This window comes from Senegalia massiliensis, assembly GCF_009911265.1.
Lineage (GTDB): Bacteria > Bacillota > Clostridia > Tissierellales > SIT17 > Anaeromonas > Anaeromonas massiliensis_A.
Genome location: NZ_QXXA01000004.1, coordinates 303,045 through 321,259, shown reverse-complemented (window position 1 = coordinate 321,259; position 18,215 = coordinate 303,045). Strand labels below are relative to the sequence as shown.

Annotated in this window: 20 protein-coding genes; all 20 read left to right on the top strand. The window is 27.5% G+C overall.

Annotation, left to right across the window (positions count from 1 at the left end):
- The first annotated feature begins 20 nt into the window (after nt 1–20).
- Nucleotides 21–1,769: a DUF4153 domain-containing protein gene (locus D3Z33_RS03850; protein ID WP_160196460.1), complete on the top strand. Its 1,749-nt coding sequence runs from the start codon at nt 21–23 to the stop codon at nt 1,767–1,769.
- A gap of 101 nt (nt 1,770–1,870) precedes the next feature.
- Entirely contained in the window at nt 1,871–2,359 is a 489-nt protein-coding gene (locus tag D3Z33_RS03845; protein WP_160196459.1) for a MogA/MoaB family molybdenum cofactor biosynthesis protein, read from the top strand.
- A 13-nt stretch (nt 2,360–2,372) separates the two neighbouring features.
- The gene (locus tag D3Z33_RS03840; RefSeq protein ID WP_160196458.1) at nt 2,373–3,212 is read left to right on the top strand and encodes a substrate-binding domain-containing protein; all 840 of its coding nucleotides are present in this window, start codon (nt 2,373–2,375) and stop codon (nt 3,210–3,212) included.
- A gap of 14 nt (nt 3,213–3,226) precedes the next feature.
- Nucleotides 3,227–3,916: an ABC transporter permease gene (locus D3Z33_RS03835; RefSeq protein ID WP_160196457.1), complete on the top strand. Its 690-nt coding sequence runs from the start codon at nt 3,227–3,229 to the stop codon at nt 3,914–3,916.
- A 1-nt stretch (nt 3,917) separates the two neighbouring features.
- Nucleotides 3,918–4,562 (top strand): ATP-binding cassette domain-containing protein, encoded by a 645-nt coding sequence (locus D3Z33_RS03830; protein WP_160196456.1) that lies wholly within the window; start codon nt 3,918–3,920, stop codon nt 4,560–4,562.
- The gene (locus D3Z33_RS03825; protein WP_160196455.1) at nt 4,549–5,748 is read left to right on the top strand and encodes a molybdopterin molybdotransferase MoeA; all 1,200 of its coding nucleotides are present in this window, start codon (nt 4,549–4,551) and stop codon (nt 5,746–5,748) included. Before D3Z33_RS03830 ends, D3Z33_RS03825 begins: the two co-directional genes overlap by 14 nt.
- Nucleotides 5,749–5,774: 26 nt before the next feature.
- Complete coding sequence (gene moaA, locus D3Z33_RS03820) at nt 5,775–6,731, top strand: GTP 3',8-cyclase MoaA (protein WP_160196454.1); 957 nt, start codon at nt 5,775–5,777, stop codon at nt 6,729–6,731.
- Nucleotide 6,732: 1 nt separating this feature from the next.
- Nucleotides 6,733–7,209: a cyclic pyranopterin monophosphate synthase MoaC gene (gene moaC / locus D3Z33_RS03815; protein WP_160196453.1), complete on the top strand. Its 477-nt coding sequence runs from the start codon at nt 6,733–6,735 to the stop codon at nt 7,207–7,209.
- Nucleotides 7,206–7,643: an MOSC domain-containing protein gene (locus D3Z33_RS03810; protein WP_160196452.1), complete on the top strand. Its 438-nt coding sequence runs from the start codon at nt 7,206–7,208 to the stop codon at nt 7,641–7,643. The genes moaC and D3Z33_RS03810 overlap by 4 nt, the downstream gene beginning before the upstream one ends.
- A gap of 113 nt (nt 7,644–7,756) precedes the next feature.
- On the top strand, nt 7,757–9,346 hold the full coding sequence (locus D3Z33_RS03805; protein WP_160196451.1) for a spore germination protein: 1,590 nt from the start codon (nt 7,757–7,759) through the stop codon (nt 9,344–9,346).
- Nucleotides 9,347–9,362: 16 nt separating this feature from the next.
- Nucleotides 9,363–10,574: a Ger(x)C family spore germination protein gene (locus D3Z33_RS03800; protein WP_160196450.1), complete on the top strand. Its 1,212-nt coding sequence runs from the start codon at nt 9,363–9,365 to the stop codon at nt 10,572–10,574.
- Nucleotides 10,564–10,785 (top strand): hypothetical protein, encoded by a 222-nt coding sequence (locus D3Z33_RS03795; protein WP_160196449.1) that lies wholly within the window; start codon nt 10,564–10,566, stop codon nt 10,783–10,785. Before D3Z33_RS03800 ends, D3Z33_RS03795 begins: the two co-directional genes overlap by 11 nt.
- A gap of 23 nt (nt 10,786–10,808) precedes the next feature.
- Nucleotides 10,809–11,894: a GerAB/ArcD/ProY family transporter gene (locus tag D3Z33_RS03790; protein ID WP_160196448.1), complete on the top strand. Its 1,086-nt coding sequence runs from the start codon at nt 10,809–10,811 to the stop codon at nt 11,892–11,894.
- A 196-nt stretch (nt 11,895–12,090) separates the two neighbouring features.
- The gene (locus tag D3Z33_RS03785; RefSeq protein WP_160196447.1) at nt 12,091–12,942 is read left to right on the top strand and encodes an SDR family oxidoreductase; all 852 of its coding nucleotides are present in this window, start codon (nt 12,091–12,093) and stop codon (nt 12,940–12,942) included.
- A 117-nt stretch (nt 12,943–13,059) separates the two neighbouring features.
- Nucleotides 13,060–13,638 carry a CD3073 family putative ECF transporter S component gene (locus D3Z33_RS03780; protein WP_160196446.1) on the top strand — a complete coding sequence of 193 codons (579 nt, stop codon included), beginning with the start codon at nt 13,060–13,062 and terminating at the stop codon, nt 13,636–13,638.
- Nucleotides 13,631–14,116: a CD3072 family TudS-related putative desulfidase gene (locus D3Z33_RS03775; protein WP_160196445.1), complete on the top strand. Its 486-nt coding sequence runs from the start codon at nt 13,631–13,633 to the stop codon at nt 14,114–14,116. The genes D3Z33_RS03780 and D3Z33_RS03775 overlap by 8 nt, the downstream gene beginning before the upstream one ends.
- A 215-nt stretch (nt 14,117–14,331) precedes the next feature.
- Nucleotides 14,332–15,003 (top strand): L-serine ammonia-lyase, iron-sulfur-dependent subunit beta, encoded by a 672-nt coding sequence (sdaAB, locus tag D3Z33_RS03770; RefSeq protein WP_160196444.1) that lies wholly within the window; start codon nt 14,332–14,334, stop codon nt 15,001–15,003.
- A 15-nt stretch (nt 15,004–15,018) separates the two neighbouring features.
- Nucleotides 15,019–15,900 (top strand): L-serine ammonia-lyase, iron-sulfur-dependent, subunit alpha, encoded by an 882-nt coding sequence (sdaAA, locus tag D3Z33_RS03765; RefSeq protein WP_160196443.1) that lies wholly within the window; start codon nt 15,019–15,021, stop codon nt 15,898–15,900.
- Nucleotides 15,901–15,924: 24 nt separating this feature from the next.
- On the top strand, nt 15,925–16,449 hold the full coding sequence (gene nuoE, locus D3Z33_RS03760; RefSeq protein ID WP_160196442.1) for an NADH-quinone oxidoreductase subunit NuoE: 525 nt from the start codon (nt 15,925–15,927) through the stop codon (nt 16,447–16,449).
- 2 nt (nt 16,450–16,451) lie between these two features.
- The gene (locus D3Z33_RS03755) at nt 16,452–18,200 is read left to right on the top strand and encodes an NADH-ubiquinone oxidoreductase-F iron-sulfur binding region domain-containing protein (protein ID WP_160196441.1); all 1,749 of its coding nucleotides are present in this window, start codon (nt 16,452–16,454) and stop codon (nt 18,198–18,200) included.
- The last annotated feature ends 15 nt before the right edge of the window (nt 18,201–18,215 follow it).

Sequence of the window (18,215 nt, the reverse complement as noted above, 5' to 3'; positions counted from 1 at the left end):
CAAATAAAGAGGTGAATTTTATGAATATCATTGAAGGGTTTAAAAAATTACCTAATAGAATATCAGAAAGCTTAAAGAGATTTCCAATATCTTTATTATATTCAGTATTTACAGTTTGTGTACTCATTTATATAAATCATAATGAATTTTTATTTAGGGATGACGGGGATTTATATTCAAGGATAGCAATGATACTGGCTCTTGGAATACCACTTAGTTTATCAATATATGTATTTTTTGAAACCAAAGATAATGTGAAAAAATCTATTGAAATCTTAGCACATGTATTTACTCCTATAATTTTAATAGGATATTATTTCTTATTATTAAAAGAAATTGATTATGTTTCTGGAACTAGATATACAGCATATATGATAGCTTTTTTCATAATCTTTAGTTTTATACCTTATATTAAGAGAAAACATAATTATGAATTATATGTTATAAGGTTATTTTCTAGATTTATAGTTACATATGTCTATTCAGTAGTGCTTTATTTAGGGCTTGCAGCAATACTTACTACAATTAATTTATTATTTAATGCAGACATACCTGGTAAGATTTTTGCTGATATTGCATTTGTAGTAGCTGGAATTTTTGCACCTTCATTTTTCTTAGCGGATATTCCAAAGAAAGATGCTGAAATTACTATTGGAAGTTTTCCAAAAGTATTAAAGGTTTTACTTGAATATATAGTACTTCCTTTGATTTCTATATACACAATTATTTTATATGTATATTTTGGAAAAATAATCATTACATCTCAATTACCACAAAATATAATTGGTAATTTAGTATTGTGGTATTCAATTATAATGACTATAGTATTATTTTTCATATACCCACTTAAAGGTCAAAGTAGATGGATAAATACTTTTATAAAAATATTTCCAAAGGCAATTATTCCTTTAATTGGGATTATGTTTTGGGCAATAATTTTAAGAATAAATGCTTATGGTATAACAGAAGATAGATATTTTGTAATAGCAGTAGGGATTTGGGTTACAGGAGTTATGGTATACTATTCTCTAAAGAAAGATATAAAGAATATTTGGCTTACCGTATCGCTTACACTTATAGTTATAATATCTGTTACAGGTCCAATAAGTGCTTATTCAGTTTCAAAATGGAGTCAAAATAATAGATTTGAAAAATTACTTAAAAGTAATGATTTACTATCGGATTCATTGGCTATAAGGCCAAATGAAAATGTAAGTGAAGAAGCTAAAAGAGAAATTAGTTCTATAATACGATATTTTCTAAACTATCATTCACTTGATGATATAAGATTTCTTTCAGATGGTTTTGATTTACGTGAGATGGAAGATGTGTTTGGCTTTGATTTAAAAGAAGACCATATGTATCCTTATCAAAATAGAAATTACTTTAACCATATATTAGAAGATGAAAGGATTATATCAATAGAGGATTATGATTATTTTACTTTCTATACTACTTATGAACCACAAAGTGCAAAGATGTTTGATGGGGACTATTCTGTAAGATATAGTAACAGTAATGATGAGATTGTTATAAAAAACAATGATGATGAAATCTATACAAAAAATATAAATGATATAGCAAGAAAAATTCATAAAAATAGTTCAAATAAAGATATATTAGATATGAATGATATGACATTTACAGATCAGAATAATGATATCAAAGTGCAAATATTATTCAAAAATATAAATGGAAATAATACAAATTCAAATGAAAATATAGAAATAGAAAGTGTAGAATTTTTTGTATTTATAAAAACAAAATAAATGTAACAAAAAAATGACGAGCAAACTTGCTCGTTATTTTTATTGAAATATAACGGCAAAAATAATACAATATAATTATAAGTATATGGGGAGATGAATTTATGTTTAAAGTTGGAATAATAACATCAAGTGATAAGGGATCAAAAGGTAAACGAGAAGATTTAAGTGGAAAAGTTATAAAAGAAATAGTAGAACATAAAGGATATATTATATCAAAGTACATAGTACTTCCTGATGATGAAGATGAATTAGCTAGAGAAATGATAAAGATGAGTGATGATTTAAAATTAGATTTAATTTTAACTACTGGTGGGACTGGTTTTAGTAAGCGTGATGTAACTCCTGAAGCCACAAGGAAAATTATAACAAAATTAACACCTGGGATATCTGAAGCTATAAGATATCATAGCCTCAGTATAACTAAAAGGGCAATGTTATCTCGTGCTATCTCTGGAATAAGAAAAGAAACATTAATAGTGAATTTACCAGGTAGTCCAAAAGCAGTTAGAGAATCCCTTGACTATATTATAGATGTATTAGATCATGGACTACAAATACTTAAAAATAAAACAAATGAATGTGCTAGATAAGGAGAAAAATAAATTGAAAAAAATTAGTATGCTTTCATTAGTAGTATTATTAACAGTTATTTTGATTATAGGTTGTACTGATGTAGAAAATAAATTAGAACAAAATGAACTTATACTCGCTACAACTACAAGCACACGTGATAGTGGATTATTAGATCATATTTTGCCTTATTTCGAAAAGGAATATAACATAAAAGTTAAAGTTATTGCAGTAGGTACAGGAAAAGCATTAGAAATGGGCAAAAATGGTGAAGCAGATGTATTATTAACTCATGCAAAAGATTCAGAGATGGAATTTTTAAAAGAAGGACATGGAATGAAACGAGTAGAAGTAATGTATAATGATTTTATTCTTGTAGGTCCAAACAGTGATCCGTTAAATATAAAGCAAAATTACAGTAATGATATATATAAAGCATTAGAAACTATTTATAATCAAAATGAATATAAGTTTGTATCTAGGGGAGATGATTCTGGGACCCATAAAAAAGAATTAAAAATATGGAAGGAAATACACATAAAGCCAAATGGGGATTTTTACATACAAAATGGTTCAGGGATGGCTGATACTTTAAAAATGGCAGATGAAAAGCAAGCTTATACCTTAACAGATAGAGGAACTTATCTTTCAATGAAAGATGAAATAGAGTTGGATATATTGGTAGAAGGAAATGATATATTGTTTAATCAATATTCAGTAACTACAGTAAATTCAGAAAAAAATGAACAGATAAATAGCAAGGGTGCTAAAAAATTTCAAAAGTGGTTTTCATCAAAATATACACAAGAAATAATAGGTAAATATGGTAAAGAGGAATATGGTGAGGTTTTATTTACACCAAATGCAAAATAGAAGTTGGTGATAATATGGATTATATAATTGAAGGTTTTAGTCAAGCGTTACATCTATTAATTAGCTTCGATATAGAAATATATAGAATAATTTTTTTATCTCTTTTTGTATCTACTTTAGCCACTATAATAGCATCTATAATATCAATTCCCATAGGAATTTATTTAGGAATTAAAGATTTTAGAGGTAAGCGTTTATTTTCAAGACTTATTTATACCTTTATGAGTATTCCATCAGTTATAGTAGGCTTGGTGGTTGCACTTATATTATCTAGAAGAGGTCCCCTTGGATTTTTAGACTTATTATATACACCTATAGCCATGGTAATAGCTCAAACCTTTTTAGTTATACCATTGATATTAGGACTTACTTATAATTTATCTAAAAACAGAAGAAAACAAATTGAAAAAATAGGCATAACTCTTGGAGCAAATAAAGTTAGAATTGTCATTCTAATAATTAGAGAGTTTAAAATAGATATTTTTATGAACGTTGTTACTAGTTTTTCAAGAGCAATATCAGAAGTTGGAGCAGTTATGATTGTAGGAGGAAATATAAAAGGCTTTACAAGAGTAATAACTACATCAATAACTATGTTTAATTCAATGGGACGCTACTCTATGGCTATAGCCTTAGGAATTGTATTATTTGTTATTTCTTTTGGAATAAATAGTGTTATATATAGTTATAGTGAGGAAGAATAAAATGGATATATTTTTAAAAGATATAAGAAAATATTATAAAGAAAGAAAGATATTAAACATAGATAAATTAACTATAGAAAAGAAAAAAATAACAGGAATAATAGGTCCAAATGGTGCAGGAAAATCAACACTTATAAATATAATAGCAGGTCTTGATAATAATTTTTTAGGACAAGTCGAATATAATGGAAAGAAATTGGATAATTATTTATATAAAAATATTACACTGGTAAATCAGAAACCATACCTTTTTAAAAGAAGTGTTTATGATAATATAGCTTATCCTTTAAAAATAAGGGGATTTAATAAAGTAGATATAAAAAACAAAGTGGAAGATATGATTAGGAAATTTGAAATAGACGATTTAAAAGATAAAAGAGCACATAAATTATCAGGAGGAGAATCACAAAAAGTATCTCTAGCAAGAGCTTTAGTATTTAATCCTAAGTTATTATTGTTAGATGAACCTACATCAAATATAGATCCTGATTCTATAAAAATAATGGAAAGAGAAATAATGAATTTTAATAAAAGTAGTAACTCTACAGTAATAATAATAACTCACAATATGAGTCAAGCAAAAAGAATGTGCAATAAACTCGTCTATTTAAGCAAAGGAGATGTGATAGAAGATGATATTTTCTAAACTTGATAGTATAGATCAAGCAAAATTAAAATTTGAAAAAGGATTGGAAGATTTTACAATTGAAACAGAAGAGATTAATATAATAGATGGATTAGATAGGATTTTAGCACAAGATATTAAATCAAATATAGACATACCAGAATTTAACCGTTCCACTAAAGATGGATATGCTGTGAAACGTTCTAATATAAAACAAAGAAAAATAATTGGACAAGTAAATATGGGTGAAAAAACTGAATTAGAAATAACGACTAACCAAGCAATATATGTTCCTACAGGTGGTATGGTTCCAAAAGGATCAGATGGAATTATAATGATTGAAGATGTTCATAAGAAAGACAATGTATTGTTATTAAATAAGAGTATATCTTTTGGTGAAAATATTAATTTTAAAGGTGATGAAATGAAAAAAGGAGAACTTTTATTTTCTAAAGGAAGAAAGTTAACTCCATCTGATATTGGAACACTTGCATCAATAGGTATGAGTAAAATAAAAGTGTATAAAAAACTTGAATTTTCAATTATATCTACAGGAGATGAAATAGTAGATATAGATTGTAAAGCGATAAATGGAAAAATAAGAGATGTAAATAAATACTCACTTTCTACTGAAATAGAAAGAATTGGAGGAAAAGTATCAAGTAGTGAAATTGTAAAAGATGATTTTGAATTATTAAGAAAAGCAACTAAAAGAGCTTTAGAGCTTTCTGATATCGTATTGATATCAGGAGGTAGCTCTGTAGGAATAAAAGATTATACTTTAAAAGTTATAGAATCATTTGATAATAGTAAAGTATTTGTTCATGGAGTATCAATAAAGCCAGGAAAACCTACTATAATATCAAAAGTAGGAGAAAAAATTGTAATAGGTCTTCCTGGACATCCTACTTCTTCTCTTATAGTATTTAAAGTCTTTATAGAAAGTTTTTTGAACGAGAAATTAAATATAGATTATGGTGTAAGAAAAATGAAGGCAATAATAAAAGAAAATTTTGAAAATCATACAAGTAGAGAAACTTATCAATTAGTAAGTTTAGAAGAAAATAAAGGAGATTTCTATGCAATCCCTATAAAAGGTACGTCTGGAATGATATATACTTTATCAAAATCTCATGGATATGTTATAATTAAGAGCAAAGAAAAAGGGCTTAAAAAAGGAGAAAAGAGAGATGTATTTTTCCTATAACTGTTAAATTAGTGGGAGATGACAAAATGAAAGATAGTTTTGGTAGAAATATAAATTATTTAAGAATATCAATTACGGATAGATGTAATTTAAGGTGTAAATATTGTATGCCCTCCCACGGAATATATAAATGTAATCATAATGATTTACTTTCTTTAGAAGAAATACAATTAATAGCAAAAGAATTTGTTGAACTAGGAATAGAAAAAATTAGAATAACAGGTGGTGAACCACTTATAAGAAAAGGTATAACAAAACTAATATCTAATATATCCAAATTAGATGGATTAAGGGATATATCTATGACAACAAATGGGCTTCTTTTAGAGAGATATGCAGAAGATTTAAAAAACTCAGGCTTAAATAGAGTTAATATATCTTTAGATACCTTAAATAAAGAAAAATATCAAATGATAACTAGGGGTGGAGATTTAGAGAAAGTTTTTAAAGGCATAAAAAAAGCTAAAGAAGTTGGGCTTTCACCTATAAAGATAAATACTGTACTAATAGGTGGATTTAATGATGATGAAATAGAAAATTTTGTATATTTAACAAGTAAAGAGAATATAGATGTACGTTTTATAGAGCTTATGCCTATAGGTGAAGCTTCAAATTGGGCAAATGAAAATTTTATATCAAGTGACGAAGTTTTAAATAGAGTAAAGATATTAGAAAAAGTAAAAGAATATGATTTGTCATCTCCAGCAGTATATTATAAATTACCAGGTGGAAAAGGCAGAGTAGGGATAATTAATCCTATTAGCTGTAAATTTTGTGAATATTGTAACAGGATAAGACTTACCTCTCAAGGAAAGCTTAAGCTTTGTCTCCATTCAAATAGAGAAATAGATTTAAAGCATGCTATTAGAAATGGAGAAAGTATAAATAATATTATATTAAATTCTATATCAGAAAAACCAGAATCACATCACTTGGAAGACGGGAAATATATATTGAAAAATATGAATCAGATAGGGGGTTAATATGAAACTTACTCATTTTAATGAAAAAGGCAGAGCTCACATGGTAGAAGTGGGAGAGAAAAATGATACTAAAAGAGTAGCCATAGCTAGAGGAACAATAAAGATGAAAAAAGAAACAATTAATTCCATAAGAAATGGTATGATAAAAAAAGGAGATGTATTGTCAGTTTCTCAAATAGCAGGTATAATGGGAGCTAAAAAGACAAGTAATATAATTCCAATGTGTCATAATATATTCTTAACAGGAGCAGATATTAGTTTTAGAATAAATGAAGAGGAAATAGAAATAGAGTCTATTGTGAAGACAACAGGTAAAACTGGAGTTGAAATGGAAGCTTTAATGGCTGTAAATATTGCTGCAATGACAATATATGATATGTGTAAAGCTATAGATAAGGATATGATTATCACAAACGTAAGACTCATAGAAAAGACTGGTGGTAAAAGTGGTAAGTATGTAAGGGGAGAATCAAGATGATAAAGGGTAGAGTTTTAGCTATTAATATAAGTACACAAAAAGGCACAATTAAGAAACCTATAGAAAAAGGAGTTTTTAAAACAAATCATGGTTTAATTGGAGATGCTCATGCAGGTGATTGGCATAGACAAGTAAGTTTGTTGGCATATGAAAGTATAGATAAAATGAGAAAAATGGGAGTAGAAGGTTTAGGCAGTGGTAAATTTGCAGAAAATATTACTACTAAAGGCATAATACTTCATGAATTATCAATAGGTACAAAACTTAGAATAGGTAGTACAATTCAAGAAGTTACACAGATAGGAAAAGAGTGTCATACAGGATGTGAAATAGCAACAAAAGTAGGTAAATGCATAATGCCAACAGAAGGTATATTTACAAAAATAATAAGGGAAGGTGTAATAAAACCAGGAGATGTTATAGAAGAAATATAGCTTAAAATAGAATATATTTTATTAAATACAATTAATAATATTATTAATTGTATTTTTTTTATGAAATTTGTTTAAACTTATAATGAATATGTCTAATATTAGGAGTTAATCAAATGAAGAAATTAAGTGATTTATTTAGAAAAAAAAATAAGAAAACAAAAAAATCATTGGAAATAAATAATGTATATATAGATGAGACAATAGAAAAAGACTTAAATAAAAATATAAATATCATAAAAGAAGAATTTGGAGAGAGTAGTGATTTAGTCATTAAACAATTTTGCTCTTCAGTAAATTTAGGAATAGAAATGTCAATTGTATACATAGATGGTTTAGCAGATAAAAAGATTATAAATGAATCTGTACTTAAGTCTCTTATGAATAATAGTGAATGTAAAGAGGTTAAAGAAGAAGTTAAGAACAAGAATTTATTAAAATATATAGAAGAAAATATTATATTAGATAGTGAAATAAAAAAAGCTAATAAATTTAAAGATTTATTTTTACATATTTTATCTGGAGATTCTGTAATTTTAGTAGATGGGTTTAATACTTGTTTTGTGATATCTACCAAGGGATTTGAAGATAGAGGTGTTCAAGAACCTAGTAGTCAAAATGTTATAAGAGGACCTAGAGATGGATTTTGTGAGACACTTAGAACTAATATTTCTCTTATAAGAAGAAGAATTAAAAATACAAATCTTAGAATCGAACAAAAAGTAATAGGGGAAGAAACTAATACAAATATAGCAATTGTATATGTAAAAGGTATAGCAGATGAAAAAATAATAAATGAAGTTAGATATAGAATAGATAAAATAAAAATAGATAGCATTTTAGAAAGTGGATATATTGAAGAACTTATTCAGGATGAGCCGTATACATTATTTCCTACAATATATAATACTGAAAGGCCTGATAGTGTTTCAGCAGGGCTATTGGAAGGTAGGATAGCAATATTAGTAGATGGAACACCTTTTGTACTTTTAGTTCCTGCATTATTTGTACAATTTTTTCAATCACCTGAGGATTATTATCAACGAGCGGATATATCTAGTTTAATTAGAATACTTAGATATGTAGCATTTTTTTTAGCATTACTTACTCCTTCGTTATTCATAGCTGTAACTACTTTTCATCAAGAAATGATACCACCTGCTCTCTTAATAAGTATTGTTGCTCAGAGAGAAGGTATACCATTTCCCGCTTTAATAGAAGCCTTAATAATGGAGTTAACATTTGAGATATTAAGAGAAGCAGGAGTAAGAATGCCTAAAGCAATTGGAACCGCAATATCTATAGTGGGAGCATTAGTATTGGGTGAAGCAGCAGTTCAAGCTGGACTCGTTTCTCCTGCAAAAGTAATAGTTGTATCAATAACCTCACTAGCTAGTTTTATATCACCTTCTTATAATTTAGCAATGACAGTTAGAATATTAAGATTTATATTTATGTTACTTGCAGCAAGTTTTGGACTTTTTGGAGTTGCACTTGGTTTACTTACTATGTTACTTCACCTTTGTAGTTTAAGATCTTTTGGAATACCATATATGTATCCTTTAGCACCACTTAATCTAAGTGGACAAAAAGATACATTAATTAGAACACCACTATGGAGAATGTTTAAAAGACCTAAACTTATTTCAAGTAAAAATTCTGTACGTCAGCAAAATCCTACAGACGCAAAGCCAAAGAAACCATAATAGAAAGGGTTTAACTATGAAGAAAAGAATACTATTTCTAATTATAATAATTCTAACTAATTTTTTAATAGGGTGTTGGGATAAAAGAGAACTCTCAGAAATTACTATTGCCTCAGCTGTAGGTATAGATAAAGTAGAAGATGAATATTTAGTTACAGTTCAAATTATAAATCCAAGTGAAATAGCAGGGAGAGAATTAACAGGGAGATCTGAAGTTTCAACATATAGGGTAAAAGGTAAAACAGTATTTGAAGCTTTAAGAAAATTAACAAGAGATGTTCCAAGAAAGGTTTATTTAGGACATTTAATGATTTTAATGATTGGAGAAGAATTGGCAAAGGAAGGAATTATAGATGTATTAGATTTCTTTTCTAGAGATCATGAATTAAGGACAGATTTTTATATTGTTGTTACAAAAGATTCAATGGCAACAGATGTTTTAAATGTACTTACTGCTATTGAAAAGATACCTGCTGAAAAATTATATGATAGTTTGGAAATGGCTGAGAAATCTTGGGGAAATGTGAGAGCTGTTCAATTAGATCAACTTATATCTGATTTAATAAATACAGGGAAAGATGCTATTCTTACAGGAGTTTCATTAATAGGACAGAAGCAAGACAACAATAGTATGGAAAATGTAAATGAAGTAAAACCTAAAAATATTATTAGATCAGAAGATATAGCTGTATTTAATGGAGATAAATTAGTAGGCTGGTTAACTCAAAATGAAAGTAGAGGATATAATGCCATAGTAGACAATCTTAAGAATACTGTTATAACTATCCCTTGTAATGAAAAAAATAATTTAGCAGTAGAATTATTAAAATCAAAGTCTAAAATGAAATCTGAAATTAAACAGGGGATACCTAATATTACTGTGAAAATTGATCTAGAAGTTAATATTGCTGATGTAGGGTGTAATATAGACATAAAAAAGACAGATAATATAAAAGAATTAGAAAAAAATTTAGAAAATCAAGTTGAAAGTTATATGAATTTATCTATTAAAAAAGCTAAAAAACTTAAAAGTGATATATTTGGATTTGGATTAGAATTACATAGAAAACATCCAAAAGAATTTAAAGAGTTAAGAGATAATTGGGAAGATGAGTTTTCACATTTAGATATAAATATAAAAGTAAAATCAAAAATTAGAGGAACAGGAACTACAAAAGATACTTTTATAGATAAAATAGATGATGGAGTAAACAAGAATGAAGAATAGTATAGGTATTATAATGATTTCAATTATAATTGTCATATATGAATTTAAGTCTCTTAAAGAAAGTGATTCTAAAAAAGAAGTATGGTCATTTTCTATATTATTATTATTTGCAACGATATTAGGAATTATGAAAGTTCTTGATATAAATATACCAAATCCATTGGATCTAGTTTCTATTATTTATTCTCCGATAAATAATATACTACATTAAATATTAAGAAAGGATATATATATATGACTAAAACTATTATAAATAACAATCAATTAAGGAATTTTATATTTTTACAATATGTTGCAACTTCCGTTGTATTATTTCCATCTATGCTTTCTAGTATTGCAAAGCAAGATGCATGGTTGTCTGCACTTTTAGGAAGTATGCTTAGTATAATTCTTGCTTTAATTTATTATAATCTAATAGATAAAATGGGAGAAAAAAACTTGATAGAATATATTGAATACTTATTTGGTAAATATATAGGTAATTTGATTAAATTATTATTTATATTTTTTTTAATATTAGCATGTTCTACTCAAATATGGATTATGGGAAATTTTCTAAGTACACATATAATGCATGATACCCCTCCTTATGTGTTAAAGACTCTTTTTATGATAGTAGTAATAATAGCAGCAAAGCTAGGTTTAGAAGTAGTAGCTAGATCTTCAGAAATAATTATACCAATAATTCTTATAGGTTTTTTTATACCAAATATATTATTAATTCCACAAATAGATATTAATAATATGTATCCAATATTAGAAAAAGGATTTAATCCTGTATTTAAGGGTATTTTACCATTTATGGGATCCACTTCTTTTACTTTTATAGCATTATTAATGTTTTGTCCATCAAATGTAAATAATGTAAAAGGAATTAAAAAGGATTTTTTAATATCTACAATAATTGCATCAATAGTTTTAATAATAGCTATTGATATGTGTACTCTTGTACTAGGTGCAGAAATTACATCAAGGCATCTTTATCCTACACATATATTGTCAAAAAAAGCAAAAGTAGGTGAATATATACAACGGTTAGAAATATTATTTGCAATGGTTTGGTTTTTATCTGTATTCTATAAATTATTTATTTACTTTTATGGACTTACACTTAGTGTATCTCAGTTTTTAAAATTAAATGATTATAAAATACTGATATTACCAATAGCTATGATAATGATAATATTATCTACAATAGTTTATCCTGATACAATATATTCTATTGAATGGGATAACCCTAACTGGATAAATTTATCACTTACTTTTGGGTTAATATTGCCTTTAATATTATTATTTACACAAAAAATTAAAGGTAAATAGTTTTTGTTATTTGTTCATTGTATCTAAAATGAAGTTTTATAAATTTAGAATTAAAGTCTTTGTTTTTCAAAATAATATTAAATCCCTCCTATAATAAATAAAGTTATACTTGACAGAAGTTTATATAATAGGAAATAATAAAACAATATAAAATGGGTAAGAATTATTCATATTATTAGCAAATGGAGATGATATAATGGCAAATATTTTACTTACAGGCATATCTGGAAATGTAGGTAGTGCAGTAATGGATTATTTTATAAAGAATAACATTGATTTTACAGCTGGTGTAAGAAATGTTGAAAAATATAAAGAAAAATTCCCTGGGATTAATTTAGTTCATTTAGATTTTGAAAAAAAGGATACATTTAATCGTGCATTAGAAGGAATGGATAAAGTCTTTTTAGTTCGACCTCCGCAACTTACAGATGTAAACAGGATATTTAAACCATTTATAAACAGATGCAAGCAAAAATTTGTTAGGAGAATAGTATTTCTATCTTTACTTGGAATAGAAAAAAATCCTTTCCCGCCTCACCATAAAATAGAAAAAATTATATTAGAATCAAATATACCATATACCTTTATAAGACCAAGTTTTTTTATGCAAAATCTATCAACTACTCATAAAGAAGATATAAAGGAAAGAAATGATATTTTTATTCCTGGTGGAAATGCAAGGGTAAGCTTTATTGATACTAGAGACATTGGTGAAGTAATAGGTATAACTCTTACAGAAAAAGGACATAGAAAAAGAGCCTATACAATAACAGGATGTGAAGCCATAAGTTATTATGAAGTTGCAAATAAAATGAGTAATGTTTTAGGAAAGGATATAAAATATTCAAATCCTAGCCTATTACAATTTAGAAAAGAGATGATAAATAGAGGAGTTAAAAAGGAATTTGCTAATGTAATGACTGTACTTTATTTAACTACTAAACTTGGAATGGCAAGGAAAGTAACAGATACAGCAGAAAACATATTAAAAAGAAAACCTAGAACTATAGATGATTTTATAAAAGATTATAGTGACGAATGGATATAATTTATTTATAAATTGTATAATAAGTCTACTAATTATAGATATTTTCTATTTTACTATTATTTATCCTAAATTTATAATGATATTAGTTTAACTATCAAAAATTTAGGAGGGAGTTTAATGAAAAGTAATGTGTTTAATTCAACAAATTCTATGGTTATTGCATCATTAGGAATCGTAATAAATATTGTTTTTGGTACAGTAATACAATTCATACAAATACCTTTATTATTTTTAGATACTATAGGTACAATTTTTGTAGCAGTTGTACTTGGGCCATTTGCTGGTGCAATGACAGGAGGACTTACAAATATAATACAAGGAATGATAACAAACCCTAAAAATATCCCCTTTGCAATTGTAAATATAGCTATAGGATTAATTGTGGGACTTATAGCTAAAAAATATAGATTTAATCTTAAAATTGCAATTGTGACAGGTATTATATTATCAATTATAGCCCCTTTAATAGGAACTCCAATTGCAGTTTTAGTTTATGGAGGAGTAACAGGTGGAGGCACAGATGTTATATTTGCATGGCTACTTGCAAGTGGACAGAAGATTTTTACAGCTGCATTTATTCCTAGAATTACGGGTAATATTATTGACAAAATAGCTAGTTGTATATTAGTTGTATTTGTAATTCAGTATTTACCTTTGAATTTAAGAGCATATCAAAAGAGTAATCAAAATGCATAGAAAAAAACAAATAATATATACGGCTCATTGTATATTAAATCAAAATTCAGTTATTCGAGATTGGGAAAGGTCAAAGGGAGCTTTTAATGATATAGTAAAAATTATAATAGATAATGATATATCAATTATCCAGTTTCCTTGTCCAGAATTTATTTTTTTAGGTGAGAATAGACCACCTATGACTAAGAAAGAATATGATACATATGATTATAGGAATTTATGTAAAAACTTGGTGAATGATATTGTTAAACAAATGGATGAATATTTAAATAATGGCTATGAAATAATTGGAATATTAGGCATAGAAGGTAGTCCATCTTGTGACTCTATAAAAGATAAGGGTATTTTCATGGAAGAATTATATAAATCTATGGAGAATAATCAAATTTACATTAAAACATTTGATATACCAGAAAATTATGAAGAAGGAAAAGATATAAATATATTACAAAGCTTTAAAAATTTTATAAAAATATGATATAAAAGAGTATACTGATTTTTTGGTATACTTTTTTATATGTATATAGTATGAGGGGATACAGATAGTAGCTTTAGTAGGATGTTTTTTGTTACTTTTAGTAACTATTATAATATAATTAAATCAATAAATATAATTAATAAAATAATAACTTTATTGCATAAAGTTTAATATGTTATACTAATAGAGATAATTAACTAATAAGGATGGTGTAAATGAAAAATTATAGTGCATTTGATGTAATAGGTCCTAAGATGATAGGACCATCTAGTTCTCATACAGCAGGTGCTGCAAGACTTGCAAGAATTGCTTCAAAGCTTATAAAGGCAGATATAATAAAGGTGGATTTTTTACTTCATGGATCTTTTGCAAATACTTATAGAGGTCATGGAACAGATAGAGCATTAATGGCTGGATTATTGGGATTTACAGAATATGATGAAAATCTAAAAAATTCCTTAGAAATTGCAAATAAAAAAGGAATTAATTATAATTTTATACCTACTGATTTAGGAGATGCTCATCCTAATACAGTAAAATTTTTAATATATCAATCCAATGGTAAAATAGTAGAACTTATGGGTTCTTCTATAGGTGGTGGTAATATAAAAATTACTGAAATAAATGGTATGAAATTAGAGTTTGTAGGAGAATATCCAACACTTATAGTTAAACATATAGATGGTCCTGGTGTAATTACAAAAATAACAAAAGTATTAGCTGATGAAGATATAAATATAGCCTTTATGAGTGTATACAGACAAAGTAAAGGAAAAGATGCACTTATGGTTTTAGAATGTGATAATAAACTTTCAGATAAACTTATAAAATCTATAAAAGATTCCTCGGGAAATGTGGAAGATGTTTATGTTATAGATTCTTTATAGAAATGAGGTAAGTAAATGTATAATTTTAAAGATGGAAAAGAACTTTTAAATATATGTAAAAAAGAAGATAAAAAAATTTGGGAAGTAATGATAGAAAGAGAAGTTGAAAATTCTGAAAAAAAATATGATGAAATTTTTGAAATTATGAGAGAAAATTTAATTACTATGATTAATTCAGTAGAAAAAGGTTTGAATAGCAGTTTGAAATCAATGGGGGGACTTGTTGGTGGAGATGCTAAAAAACTTAGAGAAAGATATATGAATTCAAATACTCTTTCTGGTAAAAGAACAATGAAAGCAGTGGCAGCAGCTATGGCAGTTTTAGAAGTAAATGTTACTATGGGGCAAATTGTGGCAGCTCCTACAGCTGGATCATCTGGAATAGTACCAGGAGTATTATATATGATGAAAGATGAATACAGGGTAGAAGATGATAAGTTAATAAAAGCTCTCTTTACAGCTTCTGCTATAGGATATATTATTACAAAAAATGCTACAGTAGCAGGAGCAGATGGAGGATGTCAAGCAGAAACAGGATCAGCAGCAGCTATGGCAGCAGCGGCTCTTGTTGAAATTGAAGGAGGGGAACCAAGTGAATCTTTAGAAGCTGCATCTATGACTATAAAAAATATATTAGGATTAGTATGTGATCCTATAGCAGGTCTTGTAGAAAGTCCATGTGTTAAGAGGAATGCAATTGGAGCTACAAATGCACTTATATCAGCTGATATGGCTCTGGCTGGAATAAAAAGTATCATACCTTTTGATGAAGTAGTAGAAGCAATGTATAATGTTGGAAGGTCTCTTCCAGTTTCTCTAAGAGAAACTGCTTTGGGAGGACTTGCTGCTACTCCTACTGGTAAAAAAATTGCAAAAGATATTCTAGGTAATAATTAAAATTATATAAAGGGGATGTATAAAATGGGTTGTTGTCAAAAAGAAAAATTTATTTTTACAGACATTTCAAAAGAAGACAAGAATAATATTGATTTAATTTTAAAGAAATATGATGGTAGAAAAGGCACTCTTATTAGCATACTTCAAGAAGTTCAAGAAAAATATAATTATCTTCCTATTGATATATTAAATTATATATCACTTAAAACAGGTGTAAAGCCTGCCAAAATTCATGGGGTTGCTACATTTTATACACAGTTTAGATTAAATCCTGTAGGAGAGAATATGATAATGCTTTGTCAGGGAACAGCTTGTCATGTAAATGGTTCTAAAACAATAGAAGAATCAATATTTGATGAATTAAATATAAAAGATGGAGAAACTACTGATGATGGACTTTTTACACTTATAAATGTAGCTTGTCTTGGATGTTGTAGCTTGTCTCCAGTTATGATGATAAATGATGATACATTTGGAAATCTAACTGCTGAAAAAGCAAAACAAATTATTAGAAGTATAAAGGAAAAGAGCAAAAGAAAGGGGGCATAAAAATGAAGATAATAGTAGGGCAAGGTAGTTGTGGTATAGCTGCTGGTGCAAATAAGGTATATGATAAATTATCATACGAGATAAAAAATAATAATTTAGATATAGAATTATCATCTACTGGTTGTATAGGAATGTGTTATTTAGAGCCTATTATAGATGTTATACATGAAGGTAAAAAAATTACATTTGTTAATATGGATGAAAATAAAGTTAGTATACTACTTAATAATATATATACAGATAACATTTCTGTGAATGAATTTACTATTGATAAAAAAGATATAGAAATACTATCAAAACAAAATCGTGTTGCTCTTAAAAATTGTGGTAATATAAATCCTGAAAGCATAGATGAATATATAAATACAGACGGGTACAAAGCTCTTGAAAAGGTTTTAAAGGATATGAGTCCTGATGAGGTAATTGATGAGATTAAAATATCAGGCTTAAAAGGGAGAGGTGGAGCTGGATTTCCTACTTGGTTTAAATGGAACGCAGCAAAAAATTCCCCTGGAAATAAAAAATATGTAGTATGTAATGCAGATGAAGGAGATCCTGGTGCATTTATGGATAGAAGCATATTAGAAGGAGATCCACATAGATTAATTGAAGGTATGATAATAAATGGATATGCCATGGGTGCAGATGAAGGTATAGTATATGTAAGAGCAGAGTATCCACTTGCTATAAAGCGTCTTAGTAATGCAATTAATGAGGCAGAAAAAAAGGGTTATTTAGGTGAAAATATATTTGGAGAAAATTTTAAATTCAGTTTAAGAATAAAAGCTGGTGCAGGAGCTTTTGTTTGTGGTGAAGAAACTGCACTTTTAGAATCTCTTCAAGGTGAACGTGGAATGCCTAGATTAAAACCACCTTTTCCAGCACAAAAGGGATATTGGAATAAACCAACTAATATAAATAATGTTGAAACATTGGCAAATGTAGCTTATATAATATTAAACGGAGGGAAAACCTTTGCAAACCTTGGGACTGAAAATAGTAAAGGTACAAAAGTATTTGCTTTAACTGGAAAAATAAAAAAAGGTGGACTTGTAGAAGTTCCTATGGGAATAACTTTAAGAGATGTAATACATGAAATAGGTGGAGGAATAAAAGAAGATAGAGAATTTAAAGCTGTACAAATGGGAGGACCATCAGGAGGCTGTATACCAAAACACCTTTTAGATACTTCCGTTGACTATGAATCAATATCTAAAATTGGCGCTATAATGGGTTCAGGTGGAATGGTAGTAATGGATGAAACAACTTGTATGGTAGATATGGCAAGATTTTTCTTAGATTTTACTAGAAAAGAATCATGTGGTAAGTGTATTCAATGCAGATTAGGTACTAAAAGAATGCTTGAAATATTAACTAGAATTTGTGAAGGGAAAGGGAAAATTGGAGATATAGAACTTTTAGAAGAATTAGGTACAAAAATAAAAGAAGGTTCACTGTGTGGACTAGGACAAACTGCACCAAATCCAGTACTTAGCACTATAAGATATTTCCGTGATGAATATGAAGCTCACATTCATGATAAAAAATGTCCTTCAAAAGCATGTAAGGAATTAGTTGAATATAGTATTTCAGAAAATAAATGTATTGGATGTGGACTTTGTAAAAGAAATTGTCCTGTAGAAGCTATATCTGGAGAGAAAAAATTAGTTCATATAATAGATTTAGATAAATGTATTAAATGTGGAAAATGTATGGAAATGTGTAAATTTAGTGCTATAAAAATTGGTTAGTTTGTGAAGGGGGCG

Excerpts from the sequence above, each read along its gene's own strand:
- D3Z33_RS03790 (WP_160196448.1), top strand. The coding sequence starts at position 10,809 with ATGACTAAAACTATTATAAATAACAATCAATTAAGGAATTTTATATTT.
- sdaAA (WP_160196443.1), top strand. The coding sequence starts at position 15,019 with ATGTATAATTTTAAAGATGGAAAAGAACTTTTAAATATATGTAAAAAA.
- D3Z33_RS03795 (WP_160196449.1), top strand. The coding sequence starts at position 10,564 with ATGAAGAATAGTATAGGTATTATAATGATTTCAATTATAATTGTCATA.
- nuoE (WP_160196442.1), top strand. The coding sequence starts at position 15,925 with ATGGGTTGTTGTCAAAAAGAAAAATTTATTTTTACAGACATTTCAAAA.
- D3Z33_RS03810 (WP_160196452.1), top strand. The coding sequence starts at position 7,206 with ATGATAAAGGGTAGAGTTTTAGCTATTAATATAAGTACACAAAAAGGC.
- D3Z33_RS03845 (WP_160196459.1), top strand. The coding sequence starts at position 1,871 with ATGTTTAAAGTTGGAATAATAACATCAAGTGATAAGGGATCAAAAGGT.
- D3Z33_RS03775 (WP_160196445.1), top strand. The coding sequence starts at position 13,631 with ATGCATAGAAAAAAACAAATAATATATACGGCTCATTGTATATTAAAT.
- sdaAB (WP_160196444.1), top strand. The coding sequence starts at position 14,332 with ATGAAAAATTATAGTGCATTTGATGTAATAGGTCCTAAGATGATAGGA.
- D3Z33_RS03755 (WP_160196441.1), top strand. The coding sequence starts at position 16,452 with ATGAAGATAATAGTAGGGCAAGGTAGTTGTGGTATAGCTGCTGGTGCA.
- D3Z33_RS03850 (WP_160196460.1), top strand. The coding sequence starts at position 21 with ATGAATATCATTGAAGGGTTTAAAAAATTACCTAATAGAATATCAGAA.
- moaC (WP_160196453.1), top strand. The coding sequence starts at position 6,733 with ATGAAACTTACTCATTTTAATGAAAAAGGCAGAGCTCACATGGTAGAA.
- D3Z33_RS03800 (WP_160196450.1), top strand. The coding sequence starts at position 9,363 with ATGAAGAAAAGAATACTATTTCTAATTATAATAATTCTAACTAATTTT.
- D3Z33_RS03825 (WP_160196455.1), top strand. The coding sequence starts at position 4,549 with ATGATATTTTCTAAACTTGATAGTATAGATCAAGCAAAATTAAAATTT.
- D3Z33_RS03780 (WP_160196446.1), top strand. The coding sequence starts at position 13,060 with ATGAAAAGTAATGTGTTTAATTCAACAAATTCTATGGTTATTGCATCA.
- D3Z33_RS03830 (WP_160196456.1), top strand. The coding sequence starts at position 3,918 with ATGGATATATTTTTAAAAGATATAAGAAAATATTATAAAGAAAGAAAG.
- D3Z33_RS03835 (WP_160196457.1), top strand. The coding sequence starts at position 3,227 with ATGGATTATATAATTGAAGGTTTTAGTCAAGCGTTACATCTATTAATT.
- moaA (WP_160196454.1), top strand. The coding sequence starts at position 5,775 with ATGAAAGATAGTTTTGGTAGAAATATAAATTATTTAAGAATATCAATT.
- D3Z33_RS03805 (WP_160196451.1), top strand. The coding sequence starts at position 7,757 with ATGAAGAAATTAAGTGATTTATTTAGAAAAAAAAATAAGAAAACAAAA.
- D3Z33_RS03785 (WP_160196447.1), top strand. The coding sequence starts at position 12,091 with ATGGCAAATATTTTACTTACAGGCATATCTGGAAATGTAGGTAGTGCA.